Source organism: Streptomyces bluensis (genome assembly GCF_014650715.1).
Taxonomy (GTDB): Bacteria; Actinomycetota; Actinomycetes; order Streptomycetales; family Streptomycetaceae; genus Streptomyces; species Streptomyces bluensis.
This window is the reverse complement of the sequence record NZ_BMVM01000008.1, coordinates 123,896-145,051: the sequence shown is the minus strand read 5'-3', so window position 1 is coordinate 145,051 and position 21,156 is coordinate 123,896. Positions and strand designations below refer to the sequence as shown.

General features: G+C 70.5%; 18 protein-coding genes and 1 pseudogene. 11 read left to right on the top strand and 8 right to left on the bottom strand.

What is annotated here, in order from left to right:
• The first annotated feature begins 80 nt into the window (after positions 1-80).
• The 3 genes from IE262_RS20970 (at position 81) to IE262_RS20960 (ending at position 4,819) form a co-directional block, all read left to right on the top strand.
• Positions 81-1,088: an SMI1/KNR4 family protein gene (locus IE262_RS20970; RefSeq protein ID WP_189875569.1), complete on the top strand. Its 1,008-nt coding sequence runs from the start codon at positions 81-83 to the stop codon at positions 1,086-1,088.
• Between the two features lie 7 nt (positions 1,089-1,095).
• On the top strand, positions 1,096-3,714 hold the full coding sequence (locus tag IE262_RS20965; RefSeq protein WP_189875566.1) for an SUKH-4 family immunity protein: 2,619 nt from the start codon (positions 1,096-1,098) through the stop codon (positions 3,712-3,714).
• A gap of 214 nt (positions 3,715-3,928) precedes the next feature.
• Complete coding sequence (locus IE262_RS20960) at positions 3,929-4,819, top strand: coiled-coil domain-containing protein (protein WP_189875564.1); 891 nt, start codon at positions 3,929-3,931, stop codon at positions 4,817-4,819.
• A 44-nt stretch (positions 4,820-4,863) separates the two neighbouring features.
• Here IE262_RS20960 and IE262_RS20955 read toward each other — a convergent pair whose 3' ends face one another.
• Both IE262_RS20955 and IE262_RS20950 read right to left on the bottom strand, forming a co-directional pair.
• The gene (locus IE262_RS20955) at positions 4,864-5,079 is read right to left on the bottom strand and encodes a DUF397 domain-containing protein (protein WP_134038880.1); all 216 of its coding nucleotides are present in this window, start codon (positions 5,077-5,079) and stop codon (positions 4,864-4,866) included.
• The gene (locus IE262_RS20950) at positions 5,051-5,626 is read right to left on the bottom strand and encodes a DUF5753 domain-containing protein (protein ID WP_229877381.1); all 576 of its coding nucleotides are present in this window, start codon (positions 5,624-5,626) and stop codon (positions 5,051-5,053) included. The genes IE262_RS20955 and IE262_RS20950 overlap by 29 nt, the downstream gene beginning before the upstream one ends.
• Positions 5,627-5,730: 104 nt before the next feature.
• On the opposite strand from IE262_RS20950, the pseudogene IE262_RS39555 reads away from it, so the two are divergent.
• Positions 5,731-5,988 (top strand): annotated as a pseudogene (locus IE262_RS39555) (IS630 family transposase); the annotation flags it as partial.
• A gap of 71 nt (positions 5,989-6,059) precedes the next feature.
• Here the strand turns inward: IE262_RS39555 and IE262_RS20945 are convergent.
• The 3 genes from IE262_RS20945 to IE262_RS20935 form a co-directional block, all read right to left on the bottom strand.
• On the bottom strand, positions 6,060-6,437 hold the full coding sequence (locus IE262_RS20945) for a nuclear transport factor 2 family protein (RefSeq protein ID WP_134038882.1): 378 nt from the start codon (positions 6,435-6,437) through the stop codon (positions 6,060-6,062).
• An 81-nt stretch (positions 6,438-6,518) separates the two neighbouring features.
• Positions 6,519-6,701 (bottom strand): hypothetical protein, encoded by a 183-nt coding sequence (locus IE262_RS20940; protein ID WP_134038883.1) that lies wholly within the window; start codon positions 6,699-6,701, stop codon positions 6,519-6,521.
• Between the two features lie 41 nt (positions 6,702-6,742).
• Entirely contained in the window at positions 6,743-8,239 is a 1,497-nt protein-coding gene (locus tag IE262_RS20935; protein WP_189875562.1) for an MFS transporter, read from the bottom strand.
• A 562-nt stretch (positions 8,240-8,801) separates the two neighbouring features.
• Between IE262_RS20935 and IE262_RS20930 the strand changes: the two genes are divergently transcribed.
• Together IE262_RS20930 and IE262_RS20925 are read left to right on the top strand one after the other, a co-directional pair.
• Positions 8,802-9,590 carry an ABC transporter ATP-binding protein gene (locus IE262_RS20930; protein WP_134038885.1) on the top strand — a complete coding sequence of 263 codons (789 nt, stop codon included), beginning with the start codon at positions 8,802-8,804 and terminating at the stop codon, positions 9,588-9,590.
• On the top strand, positions 9,587-12,169 hold the full coding sequence (locus tag IE262_RS20925; protein ID WP_189875560.1) for an ABC transporter permease: 2,583 nt from the start codon (positions 9,587-9,589) through the stop codon (positions 12,167-12,169). The genes IE262_RS20930 and IE262_RS20925 overlap by 4 nt, the downstream gene beginning before the upstream one ends.
• Positions 12,170-12,256: 87 nt before the next feature.
• Here IE262_RS20925 and IE262_RS20920 read toward each other — a convergent pair whose 3' ends face one another.
• Positions 12,257-12,508 (bottom strand): type II toxin-antitoxin system RelE family toxin, encoded by a 252-nt coding sequence (locus tag IE262_RS20920; protein ID WP_134038887.1) that lies wholly within the window; start codon positions 12,506-12,508, stop codon positions 12,257-12,259.
• Complete coding sequence (locus tag IE262_RS20915; RefSeq protein WP_134038888.1) at positions 12,505-12,780, bottom strand: type II toxin-antitoxin system Phd/YefM family antitoxin; 276 nt, start codon at positions 12,778-12,780, stop codon at positions 12,505-12,507. Before IE262_RS20915 ends, IE262_RS20920 begins: the two co-directional genes overlap by 4 nt.
• A 185-nt stretch (positions 12,781-12,965) precedes the next feature.
• Here IE262_RS20915 and mfd point away from each other — a divergent pair, with 185 nt between their 5' ends.
• Positions 12,966-16,496 (top strand): transcription-repair coupling factor, encoded by a 3,531-nt coding sequence (mfd, locus tag IE262_RS20910; RefSeq protein WP_189875558.1) that lies wholly within the window; start codon positions 12,966-12,968, stop codon positions 16,494-16,496.
• A gap of 136 nt (positions 16,497-16,632) precedes the next feature.
• Here mfd and IE262_RS20905 read toward each other — a convergent pair whose 3' ends face one another.
• Positions 16,633-16,818 (bottom strand): antitoxin, encoded by a 186-nt coding sequence (locus tag IE262_RS20905; protein ID WP_189875555.1) that lies wholly within the window; start codon positions 16,816-16,818, stop codon positions 16,633-16,635.
• A 177-nt stretch (positions 16,819-16,995) separates the two neighbouring features.
• Here IE262_RS20905 and IE262_RS20900 point away from each other — a divergent pair, with 177 nt between their 5' ends.
• The 4 genes from IE262_RS20900 to IE262_RS20885 all read left to right on the top strand — a co-directional run bounded on the left by IE262_RS20900 (position 16,996) and on the right by IE262_RS20885 (position 21,068).
• A complete protein-coding gene (locus IE262_RS20900) occupies positions 16,996-17,715 on the top strand; it encodes an HNH endonuclease family protein (RefSeq protein WP_189875553.1) in 720 nt (239 codons plus the stop codon).
• Between the two features lie 362 nt (positions 17,716-18,077).
• Positions 18,078-18,674: a hypothetical protein gene (locus IE262_RS20895; RefSeq protein ID WP_189875551.1), complete on the top strand. Its 597-nt coding sequence runs from the start codon at positions 18,078-18,080 to the stop codon at positions 18,672-18,674.
• A 38-nt stretch (positions 18,675-18,712) separates the two neighbouring features.
• Positions 18,713-20,194 carry a serine/threonine-protein kinase gene (locus IE262_RS20890; protein ID WP_268249576.1) on the top strand — a complete coding sequence of 494 codons (1,482 nt, stop codon included), beginning with the start codon at positions 18,713-18,715 and terminating at the stop codon, positions 20,192-20,194.
• A gap of 214 nt (positions 20,195-20,408) precedes the next feature.
• Entirely contained in the window at positions 20,409-21,068 is a 660-nt protein-coding gene (locus IE262_RS20885; RefSeq protein WP_134038894.1) for a SurA N-terminal domain-containing protein, read from the top strand.
• Positions 21,069-21,156: the final 88 nt, after the last annotated feature.

Genomic DNA, 21,156 nt, shown 5'->3' with positions numbered 1-21,156 from the left:
TCGGCAACCGCGATCCTTACCGCTATCGCGTGACCGACAGGCAAATCAGGCCATAGAGAACGCCGCAGGGGGCATCCGCCATGACGACAGGTCGGCTCGGGCATCAAGCCGCGCCGCCGAACGCGGCCTACGCCGGGCAGGTCGTGCAGTTTCCGGATCCGGTCCGGGCGGCGCGTCATCCGAGAGGCGTGCGTGTGGACGCCCATGGCTATCCCGACTTCTCGCCCTATGCGCGTGCCGCCGCTGATATCGCGGACCCTCCGGAAGGGTTCGGTGTGGATGAGTTGAGGTTGACGGACTACGTGTCCGCGAACGCCGCGCTCGCCGCTTCGGGGCATGAGTTGTGGGACACGATTCCCGCGGTGGCCACTCCGCACGGCTGGACCTGGCATCACGTGCGGGGCAGTCGGCGGCTTGAGTTGGTGCCGGTGGAGGTCAAGGCGCTGCTGCGGCATCACGGTGGTGTGGCGACGGCGGTTGTCGATCAGGGCAAGCGGGGGACGCGGCCGTTGCAGGAGACGCGGCCGGCGCATTTCGGGTTGCCGAAGTCGGCGTTGGCGGTGACGGAGCAGCAGGTGCTGGGGGTCGAGGAGGATCTCGGGTACCGGTTGCCGGGGGCGTATCGGTCGTTTCTGAAGGCCGCGGGTGGTTGTGCGCCTGTGGGGGCGGCTCTGGACGCGGAGTTGGGTGTGCTGGTCGACCAGCCGTTCTTCACGGTGCGGGACGAGGCCGCCATCAATGACGTTGTGTACGTGAACAAGTGTCTGCGGGATCATCTGACCAAGGACTATCTGGGTGTCGGGTTCGTGCAGGGCGGGTTGCTCGCCGTGAAGGTGAGGGGTGACCGGGTCGGGTCGGTCTGGTTCTGCGCGTACGACGATGCCCGTGACGTGGATCCGTCGTGGACGCCTGCGGAGCGTGCCGAGCGGCTGTTGTTGCCGTGTGGGGATGACTTCGATGCGTTTCTGTCGCGGCTGGCGGGTAATCCGCCGGAGTTGGAGACCGTGGCGAATCTGATGGTGGACGGTGGCTTCGCGCGTGCGGTGCCTGTCTCCTCGTCGTCTTCCGCGTCTTCGGTGGGGGAGTGAGCTTTCGATGGTGACCTTCGCGCAGGCGCAGGAGCGGGCCGAAGAGTGGATCAATGGGGATGTGCCCGGTTACCAGCACCGTGAGGTGCGGGTGCGGGAGTTCGAGCTGGGGTTTGTGGTCTGGGCCGAGGACCGGGCCGAGGGGCCGCGGTCGGACGGCGGCGCCCAGCGGCTCGTCATCGCGCGGGACAGCGGTGAGGCCACGCTGTGGCCGGGGCTGCCGGTGGGTGAGGTGATCCGGCGGTACGAGGAGGAGTACGGCCGGACGGAGACCGCGCCCGAGCCCGAGTCCGCGCCTCCTCCGGCCCGGGTGGACCTGAACCAGACGTCGTTCCTGCTGACTCCGCCGGAGTGGTTGCAGGAGGCGGCCGACAAGCTGGGTATCTCGGGTGAGGGTTCGGGGGCGGACGCGTCCGACGGGGAGGGTTCCCGTGTGGCGGGGGCCGGGGCCGGCTCGGACACGGGTTCCGTCTCGGATGCGGTGCCCGGGCGGGACGGTGCGCTGCCCGAGACTCTCGCGGGGCCTTCCGGTACGGCCGATGCCACGCCGTGGCCGGCCGCCGGTGCCGTTGACGACGTGCGGGACGCGCCGCCGCAGGACCGGGTGCCGGGTGTGGCGCCGGGGGCGACTCCGTGGGCCGGGACAGACACCAATGCCGGTGCGGAGGAGGACCGTTCGGTACCGCTGCCCCAGACTGTGTTCGCGCCGCCGCTGACCGGTGTGGACGACGCCGATGTTCCGCCGCCCGGTGTGGCGCCGGAAGCCAAGACCGCGCTGTTGGCCGGGGGCAGCCAGTTGCCGCCGACAGCGGTCTCTCCGCCGCCGAACGAGCCGGGCGGTCCGCAGGGCGCGCCGCCCGCGGGCGCTTCGTCGTACGGCTATCCGCAGGGTCCCGGTACGCCTCCTCCGGGTGCGCCCGGGTACGGCTACCCGCAGTCTCCCGGTACGCCTCCGCCCGGCGCGGGTGAGGCCGCCGACGCGGCGACCGGCAACACTCCGCCGCCTCCGCCGCCGCCTCCGGGTGCCCCGGGGGTTGGGTACCTGCCGACGCAGTTGGCCCCGCAGGTTCCGGCGCCTCCGGGTGCGCCTGGCGCTCCGGGTGTGCCGGCTCCTCCGGGTGCTCCGGGTGCTCCGGGTGTGCCTGGTGGTTCGCAGCCTTCGGGCGGGTCTACTCCGCCTGGTGGTACGCCGGGGGGTGGCGTTCATCACGCGGCGACGGTCCTGTCCGCTCCTCCTGTCGGCGGTCCGGGCGCGCCCATGCCCCCGGGTCCCCCCGGGGCTCCGGGCCGGCCGGGTGCGCCCGGTGTTCCGGCGCCTCCGGGTGCGCCTGGTGCGCCGGGTGTGCCGGCACCTCCGCCTCCTCCGGGTGCTCCGGGTGTGCCTGGTGCTCCGGGCGCACCGGTTGCTCCCGGAACTCCGGGCGCACCCGGCGCCGTACACCACGCCGAGACCATGCTGGCGGCCCCTCCGGTCGGCCCCCCGGGCGCTCCCGGTGCGCCGGGAGCGCCCGGTGTTCCCCCGCCCCCGGCTCCGCCCGGCATGCCTCCGGGCGCCCCGCGGCCGGTCCCCGGTCATCAGCCGGTGCCCGGCCAGCCGCCGGCCCCGGGGCAGCAGCCTCCCGCGTACGGCTATCCGCAGCAGCCCTCGGGCCAGCCGACCGTGGGCCCCGGCTACCAGGCGGTGCTGCGCTACCGCGCCCCGGACGGCTCCGAGCAGCAGGTGATCCGGCGGTCGGCGCCGGGTGTGCCGCACCCGGAGTGGCAGATCTTCCACGAGCTGCGCGGGATGAACATCCCGCCGGACCAGGTGCTGGAGCTGCACACGGAGCTGGAGTCGTGTGAGCTGCCGGGTGCGTACTGTGCGCGGATGATCCGCGAGCAGTGGCCGAACGCGCGGATCACGTCGATCGCCCCGTACGGCACCGACCACGCCTCGCGTCAGCAGGGCATGGCGCAACTCCTCGCGCATCAGGGGGAGTTGCACCAGGTGGCCGATGGTCCCGCGCGGCCCGCGCCGGTGCGGGCGCCGCTGCCGCCGGTGCAGCCCGCGCCGCCGATCCCGCCGGAGGGGGTCGCGCAGGAGCTGGCGGCGGCGTTCGGGCCGGGTCTCTTCCGGTTCGACCAGCAGGCGGTGTCCCGGCAGGGTGTGCCGCCGATCGTGGCGCACTCGCTGGTGGTGGGCGGACTGCCGGTCGACATGGGCCCGTTCTTCTGGGCGCAGGCCCAGCCGGCGCGGCCGGTGCCGACGCTTGCCGAGCTGGCGCAGGAGCGGGGCGTGCAGCCCGCGTCGGACGCGGGCTCGTACCTCGTCATGGGCAGCGACTTCGGCAAGGCGCTGTGTGTGCAGTACGGCACGGCGAACATCGTGGCGGTTCCGGTGGAGGCCGCGCCGGGTGGTGCTCCGGTGCCGCCGCAGTTCGTGAACACGGGGCTGCCCGAGTTCCAGCGCTGTCTGGCGTTGCTGGGCCGCATGTGGCGTCTGCGCTACGGCCTGAACCAGGAGCAGGCGGGTCGTTGGACGGTCGACTTCCAGGCCCAGCTGGCCGCCCTCGACCAGGCGGCGCTGGGTTCGCCGGAGAGCTGGTGGTCGGTGCTGCTGGAGCAGATGTGGGACGGATTGCTCTGACGGTGATCCCGAAGACGGTGACCCGAAAAAGGTGAGGCTGGCGCGGCGCTGACGTCGCGTCACCCTGTGCGGAGGGCCGGGCCCGGTCGTGTGACCGGGCCCGGCCCTTTCGTGTGGGAACGACGACCGTTACTTACAGCTGGAGTGTCGCGTTATGAGCCCTTAGGTCTGATCAATCAAGATATGCGCGAAATCATTCGAGAGGGGTTCCAGGATGAGCAGCGCATCGGTGTCGCCGGACGGCTTCGCGGTTGTACGGCGCGGCTACCGTCCCGACCAGGTCGACGCGTACACGACGGCCCTCTCGCAGGACCGTGACGCGGCGTGGGAGCGGGCCGCGCGGTTGACCGTGCTGGCCAGGGAGATGGAGGCGGAGGCGGAGCGGCTGCGGGAGGCCGTGGCGGCGCTGCCTCCGCAGACGTACGAGGCGCTCGGTGAGGGGGCGCGGGAGTTGTTCGAGCTGGGCGTGCAGGAGGCGGAGGCGGTGCGTGAGCGCGGCCGTCACGACGCCCTGCGGATCACTGATGAGGCGGAGGCGGAGGGGCGCGCGGCGCTGGAGGCCGCGCAGGCGTACGCCGACGAGGTGCGCGGCGAGGCCGAGGAGCGGGCCCGGCAGCGGCTGCTCGTGGCGCGCGCCGAGGCGGACGACCTGCGGGTCGAGGCCCGGCTGGAGGTGAAGGAGCGCCGGGGTGAGGCGCTGGCCGCGCTGCGGGAGATGCGGCAGCGGGCCGAGGGCCTGCTCGCCGAGCGGGAGAAGGAGTACGCCGACCGGTGCGTGGAGATGGACCGCGAGCTGGCCGAACGTGAGTCCGTTCGCGACGCGCGGCACGGCGAACGGGTGGCCCGCGCCGAGGCCGTCCTCGCCGAGGCGACGCGCGCCATCGCCGAGGCCGAGGAGTCCGACGCCCGCATCCAGGCGGACGCCGAGGCCCGTGCCGCCGAAGTGATCGCCGAGGCCCGCGTCCAGGAGGACCGCATCATCCGCGAGACGGAACGCGTGCTGCGCGAACACGCCGAGCAATGGGACACGGTGCAGGCCCACATGGACCACGTACGCAACAGCCTGGCGGCGCTGACGGGGCGGGCGCCGACGGAGTCGGAGTAGTGGGGCGGCCCGGTTCGGGGACACCGCACGCGGCGGGGTCTTGATCACGACCATCGTGAAGTGACGAACGCCTGCCAGGCCGGTGCCGGGAAGACAAGGGCCGGCCCGGTGGGGTTCTTGCTGTCCCGGACGGGGATGTGGGTGGGGAGGGCGGTGTGGGTGACTTCGAGGCAGTTGCCCCCGCTCTCACCGCTGTAGCTCGACTTGCGCCAGCCGGTCAGTATCGATGCGTCAGGAATGCTGTTCTCGCTGCGCTTCATGCTCATAATCCTCGGCCACCGACCTGATCAATGCCAGGGACTTGCGGTGCGACAACGCGTCGCCCAGCGCGTGATCGTAGACGTCCTCCAACTCACGCACGGTGCCCTGAGGTTCCCAGATCCGCCCCGACTTGAGGCCTTCGACGTACGCGACGGGTGGCAGTTCCTCGAACCACATGAGCTTGACCGGGCCCTCAAGGAGGGCATGCGCGCCCACCGTGAAGGGGAGCACGTGCACGCGGATGCGCCTGCTCTCACCCAACTCCACGATGTGCTGGAGCTGCTCGCACATGACCTCCGGGCCACCGATCACCTGGCGCAGGACCGCTTCGGAGAGCAGAAGCGTCACCTTGGGCGAGTCGAAGTTGCCCAGGATTCGGGCCCGTTCGAGACGAGTGGCGAGGAGGCTGTCCCGTTTCTCGTCGCTCTTGGCCGGGTGTCCTGAACCGACGCGACGGCGGGCGGACCTGGGGACCGAGAGTGACGTATCTGCCGTCGCGCAAGGACGCGCCGATCGAGTCGGCCGGGTGCTTTCCGCCCCGCGAATGCCCCAGGTGCGACGGGAAGGGCGGGGAGGGCGGGAAGACAGACCGACCCGTCTAGTGCTGTGACCGTGAAGGTTCGCCGTGTTGGTGGTCGCGACGGTTGGATGGACTGTGCTTCACCCCGACCTACGCCTCCTGGGCCAAACCGATCGAGGCCCACTTCGGCCCGCTGCGGCAGTTCACCCTGGCCAACTCCCACCACCGCAGCCACCCCGAGCAAACCCAGGCACTGCACCGCTACCTGCGCTGGCGCAACACCAACCCCCGCCACCCCGACGTGCTCGCCGCCCAACGCAAGGAACGTGCCCGCATTCGCAGCGAAAAGGGCATCCGCTGGGGCGGACGCCCCCTCAACACCGCGGCCCGACCAACTGCGAACCGCAGCCCCCGAGCGCCGAAGGGGGCAAGTTCAGGAGAAGGACAGCGACAGATGACTCAGGAGGCGGACGGCTCGATCTCGCCCGCGAAGACGATGACCTGGTCGATGAGGCTCCGCCGCAGATGGACGACGTCCGTTCCCGCCAGCCGGGGGCCTCCATCCGGCGTGGTGAAGACCCACTGGTACCGGGCCCACTCGTCAGGCATGTCCACCGCTGAGCAGCGCACCATCGTGCCGGTCCCCGCCGGGTGGTGCCGGATGTCCAGCACGAACCGCTCGACCGCCGCGATTCCTTCGCTGCGGCCCAACGGCCCCCAGAAGACCACGTCTGAGGTCAGGGCCTGGGAGAGCAGGGCAGTCACATAGCTGTCGTCCGAGGCGTTGAACGCGGAGATGAACGTGTCGATCGCGGAGCGTGCGGTCTCTTCCTGCATGCCCCAGTAATACCAGCCGTTTCGCGTGCGCTCGTCCCACAAGCCGCCTTTCGATCACGGTGAACCATCCCGGGCACAGCACTAGTCGTCCGAGTCCGCGTCCTGTCGCGACTTCGTGCGCCCCGAGCGGCGTACCGCCTCGCCCGCCGTCAGGGTTACGGCGGCTATCCCGCGGACCCAGCGCGGGCCGCCCCGCGCCGCCCACACGACGCAGGCGCAGCCCGCCAGCACGAGCACGACGACGACGGACAAGATGACGATCACGGTCGTCCCCCTCCTTCACGTAACGGTCTGTGGCGATCCTCTCAGTCCTTGATTACGGGGAAACGGCGGGGCGCCAGCAGCAGGAGGGCCAGGAACCCCAGCGCGGCCGCGCCCGCCGCGCCCAGGTAGACCGCGTTGACCGCGTCCGCCACCGCTCGCCGTACGTGCTCCGAGGCGGCGCCGGAGTCGAGGGCGCGGGTCACGGCGTCGAGGTCGCCGGTGCCGCCCAGGCGGGAGGCCAGCACCGCGTTGGCGACGGCGCCGAAGGCCGCCGCGCCCAGTGTCTGGCCCGTCTGGCGGCAGAAGAGGATCGAGGCCGTGGCGGTGCCGCGTTCCGCCCACTCCACGGTCGACTGGACGCCCACGATGAGGGGGAGCTGGAAGAGGCCGAGCGCGGCGCCGAGCAGGAGCATGAGCAGGGTCGGCTGCCAGGGTTCGCCCGGGTAGGGCAGCAGCGGGAAGGCGGCCAGGATCAGCGTCGCCGCGCCGATGCCCAGCATCGCCGTGTTGCGGAAGCCGATCCTGCGGTACACGTGCTGGCTCAGCGCCGCGGACACCGGCCAGCTCAACGTCCAGACGGACAGCACGAATCCGGCGGCTATCGGGGCCAGGCCCAGGACCGACTGTGCGTACGTCGGGAGGAAGACCGTCGGGGCCACCATCAGCAACCCCAGGGCGCCCAGGGCCAGATTGACCGCCGCGATCGTACGGCGTCGCCACACCCAGCCGGGGATGATCGGCTCCGCGGCCCGGCGTTCGATGACCACCAGGGCCACGACCAGGGCGAGTCCCGTGCCCAGCAGGGCGAGTGAGGGCCAGGACAGCCATGGCCAGGCCACCCCGCCCTGGACGATGGCGGTCAGCAGGGCGCCCCCGCAGGCGAACACCGTGAGCGCGCCCGCCCAGTCGATACGGGGGCGGGGGGCGCCCTGCCGGCGCTGGGGCTCGTGGAGATGGCGGGCGAGGAGCCAGAGGGCCACCGCGCCGAGCGGCAGGTTGATGAGGAAGATCCACCGCCAGTCGGCGTAGGCCGCGAGGACCCCGCCGAGGGCCGGGCCGGCGACGGCCGACGTGGCCCACACCGCGGAGATCCTGGCCTGGATCTTCGGGCGCTCCTCCAGCGGGTAGAGGTCGGCGGCGAGTGTCTGCACCGTGCCCTGGAGGGCGCCGCCGCCCAGGCCCTGCACGATGCGGAACGCGATGAGGGCCGCCATGTTCCAGGCGAGGGCGCAGAGCAGGGAGCCGAGGAGGAAGACGGCGGTTCCGGCGATCAGTACCGGCTTGCGGCCGAAGGTGTCGGAGAGCTTGCCGTAGACGGGGAGCGTGACCGTGACCGCCAGCAGGTAGCCCGAGAACAGCCAGGAGAAGACGGAGAAGCCGCCGAGGTCGCCGACGATCTGGGGGACGGCGGTCGACACGATCGTGGTGTCCAGCGCGGCCAGGCTCATGACAAGCATGAGCGCGGCGACGACGGCTCCGCGCCGATGGGTTCCGGTGTGCTGTGCGGTGTCGCGTATCGCGGGTTTCGTCTCGCCCACCGGAGTCCTTTCCCTATGCATCTATCGGCCGATCACAGCTTGCCACTTGAGCTTCACGTAGCGGGAGGGTGCAAGGTGTGAGGACCGGTGGGTGGACCGGTGGGTGGGTCAGTGGGTGGGTCAGTGGGTGGATCGGACCCTGAGATGCCCTCCACCTGCCGGTGGACATCCCTTAGGGGTATCTCCGTACTACGGCCGGGGGGCGGTTCGTACCGCCGGAGGACGAGACGGGGCAGGGGGCGTCCTTAGCCTGGCTTTACGTCGCTGGGGAGCGGTCGGGGCGTACGGGGGTCGTACGGACCGCAGGTTCGGGGGTGGGGTTTTCCCCAGGGCGAGACGGGGTCCGGCACCAGCGCGCCGGACCCTTCGCGGAAGCCAGACTCATCGGCGTACCGCACGCCGGACACCGGCCGAACACCGGCGGAACACCGGTCACGCGCCGGGGCGGGCACACCGCACATCAGCGCGTCGCTTTCATCAGGACCGCATCAGCACCGCATCAGCACTACTTCGCTCACAGCAGCGCTCGTTTCGAACTGCTGGCAGATATAGGAGACATACCGTGACATCGGCTGTGACCATCACCAGGCACGGGGGTACTGGAGGGACTACGGCCGTTGCCGCGCGGGCGCGGCAGGTCGTGAAGGCGTACGGCTCCGGTGAGACCCGTGTCGTCGCCCTCGATCACGTCGACGTGGACATCGCCCGCGGTCAGTTCACCGCGATCATGGGCCCCTCGGGGTCCGGCAAGTCCACGTTGATGCACTGCCTCGCCGGACTGGACTCCGTGACCAGCGGTCAGATCTATCTGGACGAGACCGAGATCACCGGCCTGAAGGACAAGAAGCTCACGAAGCTGCGCCGGGACCGGATCGGGTTCATCTTCCAGGCGTTCAACCTGCTGCCCACGCTGAACGCGCTGGAGAACATCACGCTGCCCATGGACATCGCGGGCCGTAAGCCGGACAAGGCGTGGCTGGGGCGGGTCGTGGACACCGTGGGGCTCGCCGACCGGCTCAAGCACCGGCCGACCCAGCTCTCGGGCGGTCAGCAGCAGCGCGTCGCCGTGGCCCGTGCCCTGGCGGCCCGGCCCGAGATCATCTTCGGTGACGAGCCGACCGGGAACCTGGACTCGCGGGCCGGCGCCGAGGTGCTGGGCTTCCTGCGGCGGTCCGTCGACGAGCTCGGGCAGACCATCGTCATGGTCACGCACGACCCGGTGGCCGCCTCGTACGCGGACCGTGTGCTGTACCTCGCCGACGGCCGGATCGTCGACGAGATGTACGAGCCGACCGCCGACACCGTGCTCGACCGCATGAAGGACTTCGACGCCCGGGGGCGCACGTCATGACCGTCATGAAGACCTCCCTGCGCAACTTCTTCGCGCACAAGGGACGCATGGCGCTGTCCGCGGTGGCCGTCCTGCTCTCGGTGGCCTTCGTCTGCGGGACGCTGGTGTTCACCGACACGATGTCCACCACCTTCGACAAGCTGTTCGCGGCCACCGCGTCCGATGTCACGGTCAGTGCCAAGGGCGCCTCGGACACCGGGGAGACCCAGTCCGACAACGGCAAACCGCCGACCATGCCCGCGTCCGTGCTGGAGGAGGTGCGGGGGGCGGACGGCGTGAAGTCGGCCGAGGGCACGGTGTTCTCGACGTCGGTGACCGTCGTCGACGGTGACAAGGACAGCCTCTCGCCGACGAGCGGGGGCCCGACCATCGTCGGCAACTGGAACGCCAACGACGCCCGCACCATGGAGATCTCCTCCGGGCAGGCACCGCGCGGGCCGGAGCAGGTCATGGTCGACGCGGACACCGCCGAGAAGCACCACCTGAAGCTCGGTGACGAGATCGGCGTCATCACGGCCGTCGGCACGCATCGGGCGAAGATCTCCGGCATCGCCGAGTTCCAGGTCACCAACCCCGGTGCCGCGATCTTCTACCTGGACACGAAGACCGCCCAGGAGTCCCTGCTCGGCGAGAAGGGCGTCTACACCAACGTCAACGTCACCGCGGCCTCCGGTCTCAGCGACGCGCAGGTGAAGAAGAACGTCACCGCGGCGCTGGGCGGCGGCTACCAGGTGCAGACGGCCAAGGAGGTCGCGGACGCCAACGCCAAGGACGTCGGCGATTTCATGGGCGTGATGAAGTACGCCATGCTCGGCTTCGCCGGGATCGCCTTCCTCGTCGGCATCTTCCTGATCATCAACACCTTCTCGATGCTGGTCGCCCAGCGGACCCGTGAGATCGGCCTGATGCGGGCCATCGGCTCCTCGCGGCGGCAGGTCAACCGGTCGGTGCTCGTCGAGGCACTGCTGCTGGGTGTCTTCGGTTCGGTCCTCGGCGTGGGCGCGGGCGTGGGTCTGGCCATCGGCCTGATGAAGCTCATGAGCGCCACGGGCATGAACCTGTCCACCGATGACCTCACCGTCGCCTGGACCACCCCGGTGGTCGGGCTGCTGCTCGGCATCGTGGTCACCGTGCTCGCCGCGTACCTGCCCGCGCGACGGGCCGGCAAGGTCTCCCCGATGGCCGCGCTGCGTGACTCGGGCGCGCCGGCCGGCGCCAGGTCCGGTGTCGTACGGGCCGTACTGGGGCTCGCGCTGACCGGTGCCGGGGGTTACGGCCTCTACCTCGCGTCCCAGGCGGACAAGGCGAGCGAGGGCTCGGTGTGGCTGGGCGGCGGTGTGGTGCTGTCGCTGATCGGCTTCGTCGTGATCGGGCCGGTGCTCGCGGGCGCCGTGGTGCGGGTGCTGGGCGCCGTGGTGCTGCGGATCTTCGGCCCGGTCGGGCGGATGGCCGAGCGCAACGCGCTGCGCAACCCGCGCCGTACGGGGGCGACCGGCGCCGCGCTCATGATCGGGCTGGCCCTGGTCGCGTGTCTGTCCGTCGTGGGCTCCTCGATGGTGGCCTCGGCGACGGACCAGCTGGACAAGACGGTCGGTACGGACTTCATCATCCAGTCGGACAGCGGCCAGCTGATCACGCCGCAGGCCGTGGAGGCGGCGAAGTCCGCCGAGGACCTGACCGGGGTCACCGAGTACAAGTGGACCCAGGCCGACTTCACCACGCCCGACGGCAAGACGCTCAAGGACACCGCGATCACGGCCGCCGACCCGTCGTACGCGACGGACCTGCGCACCGAGACGGTCGCCGGGGACCTCAAGGACGCGTACAAGCCGGACTCGATGTCCGTCCACGAGAAGTTCGCCAAGGACCACGACATCACGCTCGGCTCCACGATCACGGTCGCGTTCAAGGACGGCCGTGCCCCGGCCCGGCTGACGGTCCGCGCGATCACCAGCAGTGACGTGGTCATCGACGCGGGCGCGATGTACACGTCCATCGACACGATGGCCACGTACGTCCCGGCTGAGAAGATGCCGCTGGACATGCTCCTCTTCGCCTCGGCGAAGGACGGGCAGGAGGCGGCCGCGTACACGTCGCTCAAGGCCGCGCTGGACGACTACCCCCAGTACACGGTCCGCGACCAGACCGACTACAAGGAAGCCCTGAAGGACCAGATCGGCCAGCTCCTGAACATGATCTACGGCCTGCTGGCCCTGGCGATCATCGTCGCGGTCCTGGGTGTGGTGAACACGCTGGCCCTGTCGGTGGTGGAGCGGACCCGTGAGATCGGCCTGATGCGCGCGATCGGCCTCTCGCGCCGCCAGCTGCGCCGCATGATCCGCCTGGAGTCGGTGGTGATCGCCCTGTTCGGCGCCCTGCTGGGCCTGGGCCTGGGCATGGGCTGGGGCGCGACGGCCCAGCAGCTCCTCGCCCTGGAGGGCCTGAAGGTCCTGGACATCCCGTGGCCGACGATCACTGCGGTGTTCCTGGGGTCCGCGTTCGTGGGGCTCTTCGCGGCGCTGGTCCCGGCGTTCAGGGCGGGGCGGATGAACGTGCTGAACGCGATAGCGACGGAGTAGCTGCCGCGGGCGAAGAGAACAGGGGGAGCGGGGGAAACGGGGGAAGGGCCGGGCCCGGTGGGTTGTCCACCGGGCCCGGCCCTGTGTTCACGTCTTGCGGCCGAGATGGAGAACCATGACGGTGACGGTGCCCTCTTTGATCTCGTACATGACGCGGTACCGGCCGACGCGCAGACGGCGCAGATTCCGTGATCCGTACTCCGTGGTTCCCGTTGGCCGGGGGTCCGAGGCCAAGAGATCAGTTGCGGCGAAGACCTGGCGTAGCCCGTCAGGATCCTCGGTGAGGAACTTGGCAGCGACGTCGAGGGCTTCTTCTTCCCACAGGACCGTGTAGATCAAGGGCGGTTCAGCCCCAGACGCGCACGGGCCTCGTCCTGTGGGATACCTACGACCTCGCCCCGGGCCTCCCGCTGCCGGTATCGGAGCAGCGCGAGCTCATCCTCTGCGTCCTCCAGCCGTGCCTCAAGCTCAGCCAGCTCCGTCGGGTTTATGAACACCGCCGCAGGCTGGCCATGATCCGTGATCGTGATGCGCTCGCGGGCATGCGCGGTCCGGCGGACGAGGGAACCGAACTGTGCACGGGCCTCGGTGATGGGGAACTCGGCGCTCATGGCTGGAAGCGTGACACTCGTGTACGGAACTGTAAAGATCCACACATTTCGAGTCGATCGCTCAAACGGGTGAGCCCGTCGGAGCCGTCGTACCCTGGACACCCCCGGCCCGCCCCGCGTGTCGGGCCCTTCGCGTTGCGCCCTTTCTCTCGTTTCTCCAGTTTTCTCCGGGATGGAAGCCCTTCATGAGCCTGCACGGTCTGCTCGACGTCGTCGTCAAGGACACGGCCCTCGCGGAAGCGATCACGGCAGCCACCGACGGCAACCGCATGCACGTCGACCTGGTGGGGCCACCCGCGGCCCGCCCGTTCGCGGTGGCCTCGCTGGCCAGGGGCGCCGGCAGGCCCGTCCTCGCCGTGACGGCGACCGGCCGCGAGGCCGAGGACCTGGCGGCCGCGCTCAGGTCGCTGCTGCCGCCGGACGGCGTCGTGGAGTATCCGTCCTGGGAGACCCTTCCGCACGAGAGGCTGAGCCCGCGCAGCGACACCGTGGGGCGGCGCCTGGCCGTGCTGCGGCGGCTCGCCCACCCGAGCCCCGACGACCCCGAGACCGGCCCGGTCTCCGTGGTCGTGGCACCCGTGCGTTCCGTGCTCCAGCCTCAGGTCAAGGGCCTGGGGGACCTGGAGCCCGTCGCCCTGCGGACGGGCCGGACCGCCGACCTGAACGACATCGTGGACGCGCTCGCGGCGGCCGCCTACTCGCGGGTCGAGCTCGTCGAGAAGCGCGGCGAGTTCGCCGTGCGTGGCGGCATCCTCGACGTGTTCCCGCCCACCGAGGAACACCCCCTGCGCATCGAGTTCTGGGGTGACGACATCGAGGAGATCCGGTACTTCAAGGTCGCCGACCAGAGGTCGCTTGAGGTGGCCGAACACGGGCTGTGGGCGCCGCCCTGCCGTGAACTGCTGCTGACGGAGGACGTACGCACGCGCGCGCGTGCCCTCGCGGAGCAGCACCCGGAGCTGGGGGAGCTGCTGGGCAAGATCGCCGAGGGTATCGCTGTGGAGGGGATGGAGTCGCTCGCGCCCGTCCTCGTCGACGACATGGAGTTGCTCCTTGACGTCCTGCCCAAGGGGGCCATGGCCGTCGTGTGCGATCCGGAGCGGGTGCGGACGCGGGCCGCCGACCTGGTGGCCACCAGCCAGGAGTTCCTCCAGGCGTCCTGGGCCGCGACCGCCGGCGGAGGCGAGGCCCCCATCGACGTCGGCGCGGCCTCCCTGTGGTCCCTCGCCGACGTCCGGGACCGGGCGCGCGAGCTGGGCATGATGTGGTGGTCGGTGTCCCCGTTCGCGGCTGACGAGCAGCTCGATGCGGACACCCTGAAGCTCGGCATGCACGCCCCCGAGACGTACCGCGGCGACACCGCGAAGGCGCTCGCCGACACCAAGGGCTGGCTCGCCGACGGGTGGCGCGCGGTCTTCGTGACGGAGGCGCACGGCCCGGCCGCCCGTACGGTCGAGGTGCTCGGCGGCGAGGGCATCGCGGCCAGGCTGGACGCGGACCTCGCCGAGATCAGCCCGTCCGTGGTGCACGTGGCCTGCGGGTCGATCGACTACGGCTTCGTGGACCCGCAGCTGAAGCTGGCCGTGCTCACGGAGACCGACCTGTCCGGCCAGAAGGCCGCCGGCAAGGACGGCGCCCGTATGCCGGCCCGCCGCCGCAAGACCATCGACCCGCTGACCCTGGAGTCCGGCGACTACATCGTGCACGAGCAGCACGGCGTCGGCCGGTACATCGAGATGGTCCAGCGGACCGTACAGGGCGCCACCCGTGAGTACCTGGTGGTGGAGTACGCGCCCGCCAAGCGCGGCCAGCCCGGCGACCGGCTCTACATCCCCACCGACCAGCTGGAGCAGATCACCAAGTACGTCGGAGGGGAGGCGCCCACCCTGCACCGGCTCGGCGGCGCCGACTGGACGAAGACCAAGGCGCGTGCCAAGAAGGCCGTCAAGGAGATCGCGGCGGACCTCATCAAGCTCTACAGCGCGCGCATGGCGGCCCCCGGGCATGCCTTCGGGGGTGACACGCCCTGGCAGCGTGAGCTGGAGGACGCCTTCCCGTACGCCGAGACCCCCGACCAGCTGACGACGATCGCCGAGGTCAAGGAGGACATGGAGAAGTCGGTCCCCATGGACCGGCTCGTCTGCGGCGACGTCGGCTACGGCAAGACCGAGATCGCCGTGCGCGCCGCCTTCAAGGCCGTCCAGGACGGCAAGCAGGTCGCCGTGCTGGTACCGACGACCCTGCTGGTGCAGCAGCACTTCGGGACGTTCAGCGAGCGGTACTCGCAGTTCCCCGTGAACGTGCGGGCGCTGTCCCGTTTCCAGACGGACGCCGAGGCGAAGGCCACCCTGGAGGGCCTCAAGGACGGGGCGGTCGATGTCGTCATCGGCACGCACCGGCTGTTCTCGGCGGAGACCCGGTTCAAGGACCTGGGCCTGGTCATCGTCGACGAGGAGCAGCGGTTCGGCGTCGAGCACAAGGAACAGCTGAAGAAGCTGCGGGCGAACGTGGACGTGCTGACCATGTCCGCGACGCCCATCCCCCGGACACTGGAGATGGCGGTGACGGGCATCCGCGAGATGTCCACGATCACCACGCCTCCCGAGGAGCGCCACCCGGTCCTGACCTTCGTCGGCCCGTACGAGGAGAAGCAGATCGGCGCGGCCATCCGCAGGGAACTGCTGCGCGAGGGCCAGGTCTTCTACATCCACAACCGGGTCGAGTCGATCGACCGGGCGGCGGCGAGGCTGCGCGAGATCATCCCCGAGGCACGTATCGCGACCGCTCACGGCCAGATGTCGGAGCAGGCGCTGGAGCAGGTGGTCGTCGACTTCTGGGAGAAGAAGTTCGACGTGCTGGTGTCGACGACGATCGTCGAGTCGGGCATCGACATCTCCAACGCCAACACGCTGATCGTGGAGCGCGGCGACAACTTCGGCCTCTCACAGCTGCACCAGCTGCGCGGGCGCGTCGGGCGCGGCCGTGAGCGCGGGTACGCGTACTTCCTCTACCCGCCGGAGAAGCCGCTGACGGAGACGGCGCACGAACGGCTCGCCACCATCGCCCAGCACACGGAGATGGGCGCGGGCATGTACGTGGCCATGAAGGACCTGGAGATCCGGGGCGCGGGCAACCTGCTCGGCGGCGAGCAGTCCGGGCACATCGCGGGTGTCGGCTTCGACCTGTACGTACGGATGGTGGGCGAGGCCGTCGCCGAATACCGCGCCTCGCTGGAGGGCGGTGTGGAGGAGGAGCCGCCGCTGGAGGTCAAGATCGAGCTCCCGGTCGACGCCCATGTCCCGCACGACTACGCGCCCGGCGAGCGGCTGCGGCTCCAGGCGTACCGTGCGATCGCCTCGGTGAACACCGAGGAGGACATCAAGGCCGTACGCGAGGAACTCGTCGACCGTTACGGCAAGTTGCCCGAGCCGGTGGAGAACCTGCTGCTCGTGGCGGGGCTGCGGATGCTCGCGCGCGCGTGCGGTGTCGGCGAGATCGTGCTCCAGGGCAACAACATCCGCTTCGCGCCGGTGGAGTTGAGGGAGTCCCAGGAGCTGCGCGTGAAGCGTCTCTACCCGGGCGTCGTCATCAAGCCCGCCGTCCACCAGGTCCTGGTGCCCCGCCCGAAGACGGCCAAGGTGGGCGGCAAGCCGCTGGTCGGGCGGGAGTTGCTGGGGTGGACCGGGGAGTTCCTCGCGTCGATTCTGGGGTCTTAGGCGATTCTTGGGGCCTTAGGCGATTCTGGGGTCTTGATCATCAGGAGGGGCGAACGAAAGGGGTGAACGAACTCGCCGCCGGCCCTTGGCGGTTCATCGGCCCGGAGGGGGCCGGCGGGGAGTTGAAGTCTCAGGGCTACCGCCGCTCCGGCGGCTCGTCGCGCCTGATGCCCATCGATTCCTCGACCCGCTGCTGGGCCTGGTCGACCTGGCCGGCGTACCTGTCGCTCGTCCTCTCGTTGATCTTCCGTTCCGCGGCGTCGGACGCTTCCTTGGCCTTGTCCTGATGGGCCCGGTTCTTGAACCTGTCGAAGATGCCCATGCGAGAACTCCTTCCGGAGGTGACTCACCACCGACGATACGCCCGGCGTGCACCTGTTGCCCGTTGGGCGACGGTAGGGCCGCACCCTTGCCCCGGCTACTGTTGAACAGTCAAAAGTCCGTCGGGATAAGCAAGTGAGCATGCGTAACGGGCATGCGGGCAAGGGAGGTTCGTCGCGTGGAGCGTCTGAAGGGCGGGATCGCGGTCGCCGCGCTGGTGCTGGTCGCCGTCACCGGCTGCAAGGAGGAGACCGAGGGGTCCTCACGGCCCGATGAGCGGCCGGGCGGAGGCGGCGGTGCCGCACTCGCCGCCGTCGACTCGCTCACCGTCAAGGGCCGGGCGCCCAAGACGGGATACGACCGGGACAAGTTCGGCAGCCCGTGGGCCGACACGGACTCGAACGGCTGCGGCACCCGTGACGACATCCTCAAACGCGACCTGGAGGACGTGAAGTTCAAGGACGGCGACTGCACGGTGGCTTCGGGAGTGCTGGATCCCGATCCCTACGGAGGCAAGGAGATCACCTTCACGCGCGGTCGCAGCCAGGTGGACATAGACCATCTTGTCGCGCTCTCGGACGCCTGGCAGAAGGGCGCCGGGCAGTGGGACGCGAGCAAACGAATAGCCCTGGCCAACGACCCGCTCAACCTCCTCGCCGTGGACGCAGGGCCCAACCGCAGCAAGGGCGACGGCGACGCGGCCACCTGGCTGCCGCCCAACAAGTCCTACCGCTGTACGTACGTGGCCGCGCAGATCGCCGTGAAGAAGAAGTACGGCCTGTGGGTCACCACCGCGGAGAAGGCCGCCATGAAGAGCGTCCTGTCCGGCTGCCCCGACCAGGAACTTCCCTCGGGCGGCAACCCGACCAAGGCACCGGCGCGGTTCCACGCGGACTGAGGTCAGGTCGCCCTTGCGGCTTGCGGCTTGCGGCTTGCGGCTTGCGGCTGGCAGCTGGGGTCTGCGGTCGGCGGGTGCACCAGCGGTTGTCGGCGGGCGGCGGGCAGCCGCCCATCGCCTACGGCCCGCCGCTGGGAGTGCGATGGACGACGGCCTGACCGACGGGACGTCGCACCGGGCCGAGCGGGCCGTCTCTTTCCGGCCTCTTCCCCAACCGGTGGTCCGTAACCGGTGGCCCGTAACCGGTGGTGGGGAACGGTGCCGCAACGGTTGTCCACATCCCTGGACCGCTTGTCCTGGTCCCCCTATACGCTCGACTACGACATCGAACGTCCGCCGTCATCAGGCCACCAGGAGCAGCCATGCAAGGCCCCGGCTACGTGCCGCAACCGCCTCACAGCCCCTCACCGGGCGCGCAGATCACCCTGCGTGCGGTCTTCGTGGCGCTGGCCGTCTTCAGCTGCGGCTTCTTGGCGTGGCCGAGCCTGCTGAGGCTCGCCGTCGTGACCCGCAAGCCGCTCCACTGGGCCCTGTTCACCCTCGCGGTCGTGCACATCTCCGTCGTCATCACACTGATCTCCATCGACCCGGGCGAGGACGAGTTCCAGGCGGAGGGCAGCGCCGGAATGTGGCTGATGCTCGTCGGCATGGTGCCGATCGTCGCGTACTACCTGTACGCGGACATACGCCACTTCAGCCAGTACCGGCCGACGCAGTACGCACAGACCGCGGGCTACGCGCAGCCGCCGCAGACCGGATACGGCTACCCGGGCCCCCAGCCCTTCCCTCCCTCCCCGCCGGTCCAGCAGCCGCCGCCCGTACAGCCGCAAGCGCAGGGCCAGCCGCAACCGCACCCCCAGCCCCAGCCGCAGCGCCCGGCACCCGCGCGTATCGACCAGGTGCGCGCCGAGCTCGACGAGCTCAGTGACTACCTGCGCAAGCACGAGGGCGGCAGGTGAGCGGCGAGACAGGACGCCTCGTCGCGGGCCGCTACGAACTGTCCACGCTCATCGGCCAGGGCGGCATGGGCCAGGTCTGGACGGCCTACGACCAGCGCCTCGACCGGCGCGTGGCCGTCAAGCTGCTGCGCCCCGACAAGGTCGCGGGCCACGAGGCCGACGAACTGCGCCGCCGCTTCCTCCGCGAGTGCCGGGTCACCGCACAGGTCGACCACCCCGGCCTGGTCACGGTCCACGACGCGGGCAGCGAGGGCGAGGAGCTGTTCCTCGTCATGCAGTACATCGACGGCGCCGACCTCTCCGACCACCTCGCCGAGCACGACCCGTACCCCTGGCAGTGGACCGTCTCGGTCGCCGCCCAGCTGTGCGCCGTGCTGTCCGCCGTGCACGCCGTGCCGATCGTCCACCGCGACCTGAAGCCGCGGAACATCATGGTCAAGCAGGACGGCACGGTCACCGTCCTCGACCTGGGCGTCGCCTCCGTGATGGACACGGACACCACCCGGCTGACACACACCGGCTCACCCATAGGCAGTCCCGCCTACATGGCCCCCGAGCAGGCGATGGGCGGCGCGGTCGGCCCGTACACCGACCTGTACGCGCTGGGCGTGCTCATGCACGAACTGCTCAGCGGAAACGTCCCGTTCGCGGGCTCCACGGCCCTCGGCGTCCTCCACCGCCACCTCTACGAGCCGCCGGTCCCGGTCCGCCGTCTGCGCCCCGAGGTGCCCGAGCCCCTGGAGGCGCTCGTCCTGCGCCTGCTGGCCAAGGACCCGCAGCACCGCCCGGAGTCCGCGCAGGAGACGTACGAGCAGCTCCTGCCGCTCCTGCCCGCGCGCGGGATGCCCACCGGCGCCCCGCTCGACCCCACCCGGCCGTTCCTGCGCCCGCACGCGCCCTGGCCCGACCGCGCCCGCATACCCGCGCCGCAGCCCCAGGCCGCGCCCGCCGTCGAGAAGCCCGACGTCGCGGGCGCCGTCGACGAGGTCAAACGGCTGCTCGGCGAGGGCCGCATCACCCAGGCCGTCGACAGCCTCGGCCAGATCCTCCCGGCCGCCGCCGCCCAGCACGGTGAGCACTCACCCGTCGTCCGTACCCTGCGCAAGCAGTACGCGGCGACCCTCATGGACGACGGCCAGTACCGCCGCGCCCTGCCCGAGTTGCGCCGCCTCGCCGACGAACGGGCCAAGGAGGCGGGCCAGGCCGACCCGCAGTCCCTGCGCTTCCGCTACGACATCGCCCAGTGCCTGGAGCAGCTCGGCGAGGCGTCCGCCGCGCTCGCCGAGTACCGCTCCCTGCTGCCGTACTACGAGAACCAGTACGTGGCCGGCGACCCCGAGCTCTCGTTGGACGTCCGCCGCCGCATCGGCCACCTCCTCCTCGCCCTCGGCGACCGCGCCTTGGCCCGCGACACCCTGGCCCGCCTGGTGCTCGACGTGGAACGGCTCAGGGGCCCCGGCCACCCGCTGGCCGGCGAGGTACGGCGAACCCTCCAGTGGCTGGGGCAGGTGCGCGGCTAGAAGCGGCCAGAACCCTGGGCGGCGGCGCGGCGGTGCCCGAAGTCGTGGTGAATCGTTGGTCCTGGGGCCTCCCCCACACGACCTGCTGCACGACCTGCTTCACGAAGTGCTTCACGAAGTGCCTGGGGAAGGCTGGCCTGGAACACGGACACTGCCTACCATCGATCACCGCAAGACCTTGTGCACCGTCGCACAATCTCCTCGGGAGGCCAACTTGCACCGCCGTCGTCGCACCGCCCTCGTCCTCTGCGCCACGATCGTCACCGCGGCGCCCCTTCTCACCGCGTGCGGGAACGACGCGCACCCCGGCGCGGCGGCCGTCGTCGGCGGCCAGCGGATCACGGTCGCACAGCTGGAGAACCGGGTGAACGAGGTGCGCGCGGCACAGCGGGCCGCCACCGCGGACGACGCCCAGTACGAGCAGACCATCGCCCGGACGGGCGGCCTCACCCGCGACACACTGCACAGCATGGTCCTCGACGAGGTCCTGAAGAGAGCGGCCGAGGACGCCGGTGTCGGCGTCACCCGCAAGGACATCCAGACCTTCCGTACCTCCCTGGAGCGGCAGGTGGGCGGACCGAAGGCCCTGGAGACGACCTGGTTGCAGCAGTACGGCGTGGCCCCCCAGCGCCTCGACGACAACCTCCGCACCGAGATCGAGGCCCAGAAGCTGGCCGCCGCGCTCGGCGCCGACATGAACACCGACGCGGGCCAGGCCACCTTCTGGAAGGCGCTCTCCGACGCCTCGAAGAAACTCGACGTCGACCTCAACCCGCGCTACGGCAGCTGGGACGTCCAGAAGAGCAGCCGTGTGGACGCGAAGACGCCGTGGGTACGGGAGATCACGGCGCCCGCGCAGCCACAGCCGGCGTAGCCAGGGCCGGGTAGCCAGAGCCGGGGTAGCCAGGGCAGACAACTACCGCCTGTGGATAACTTCGGGCGGTGACGGTGACGTGGGTTAC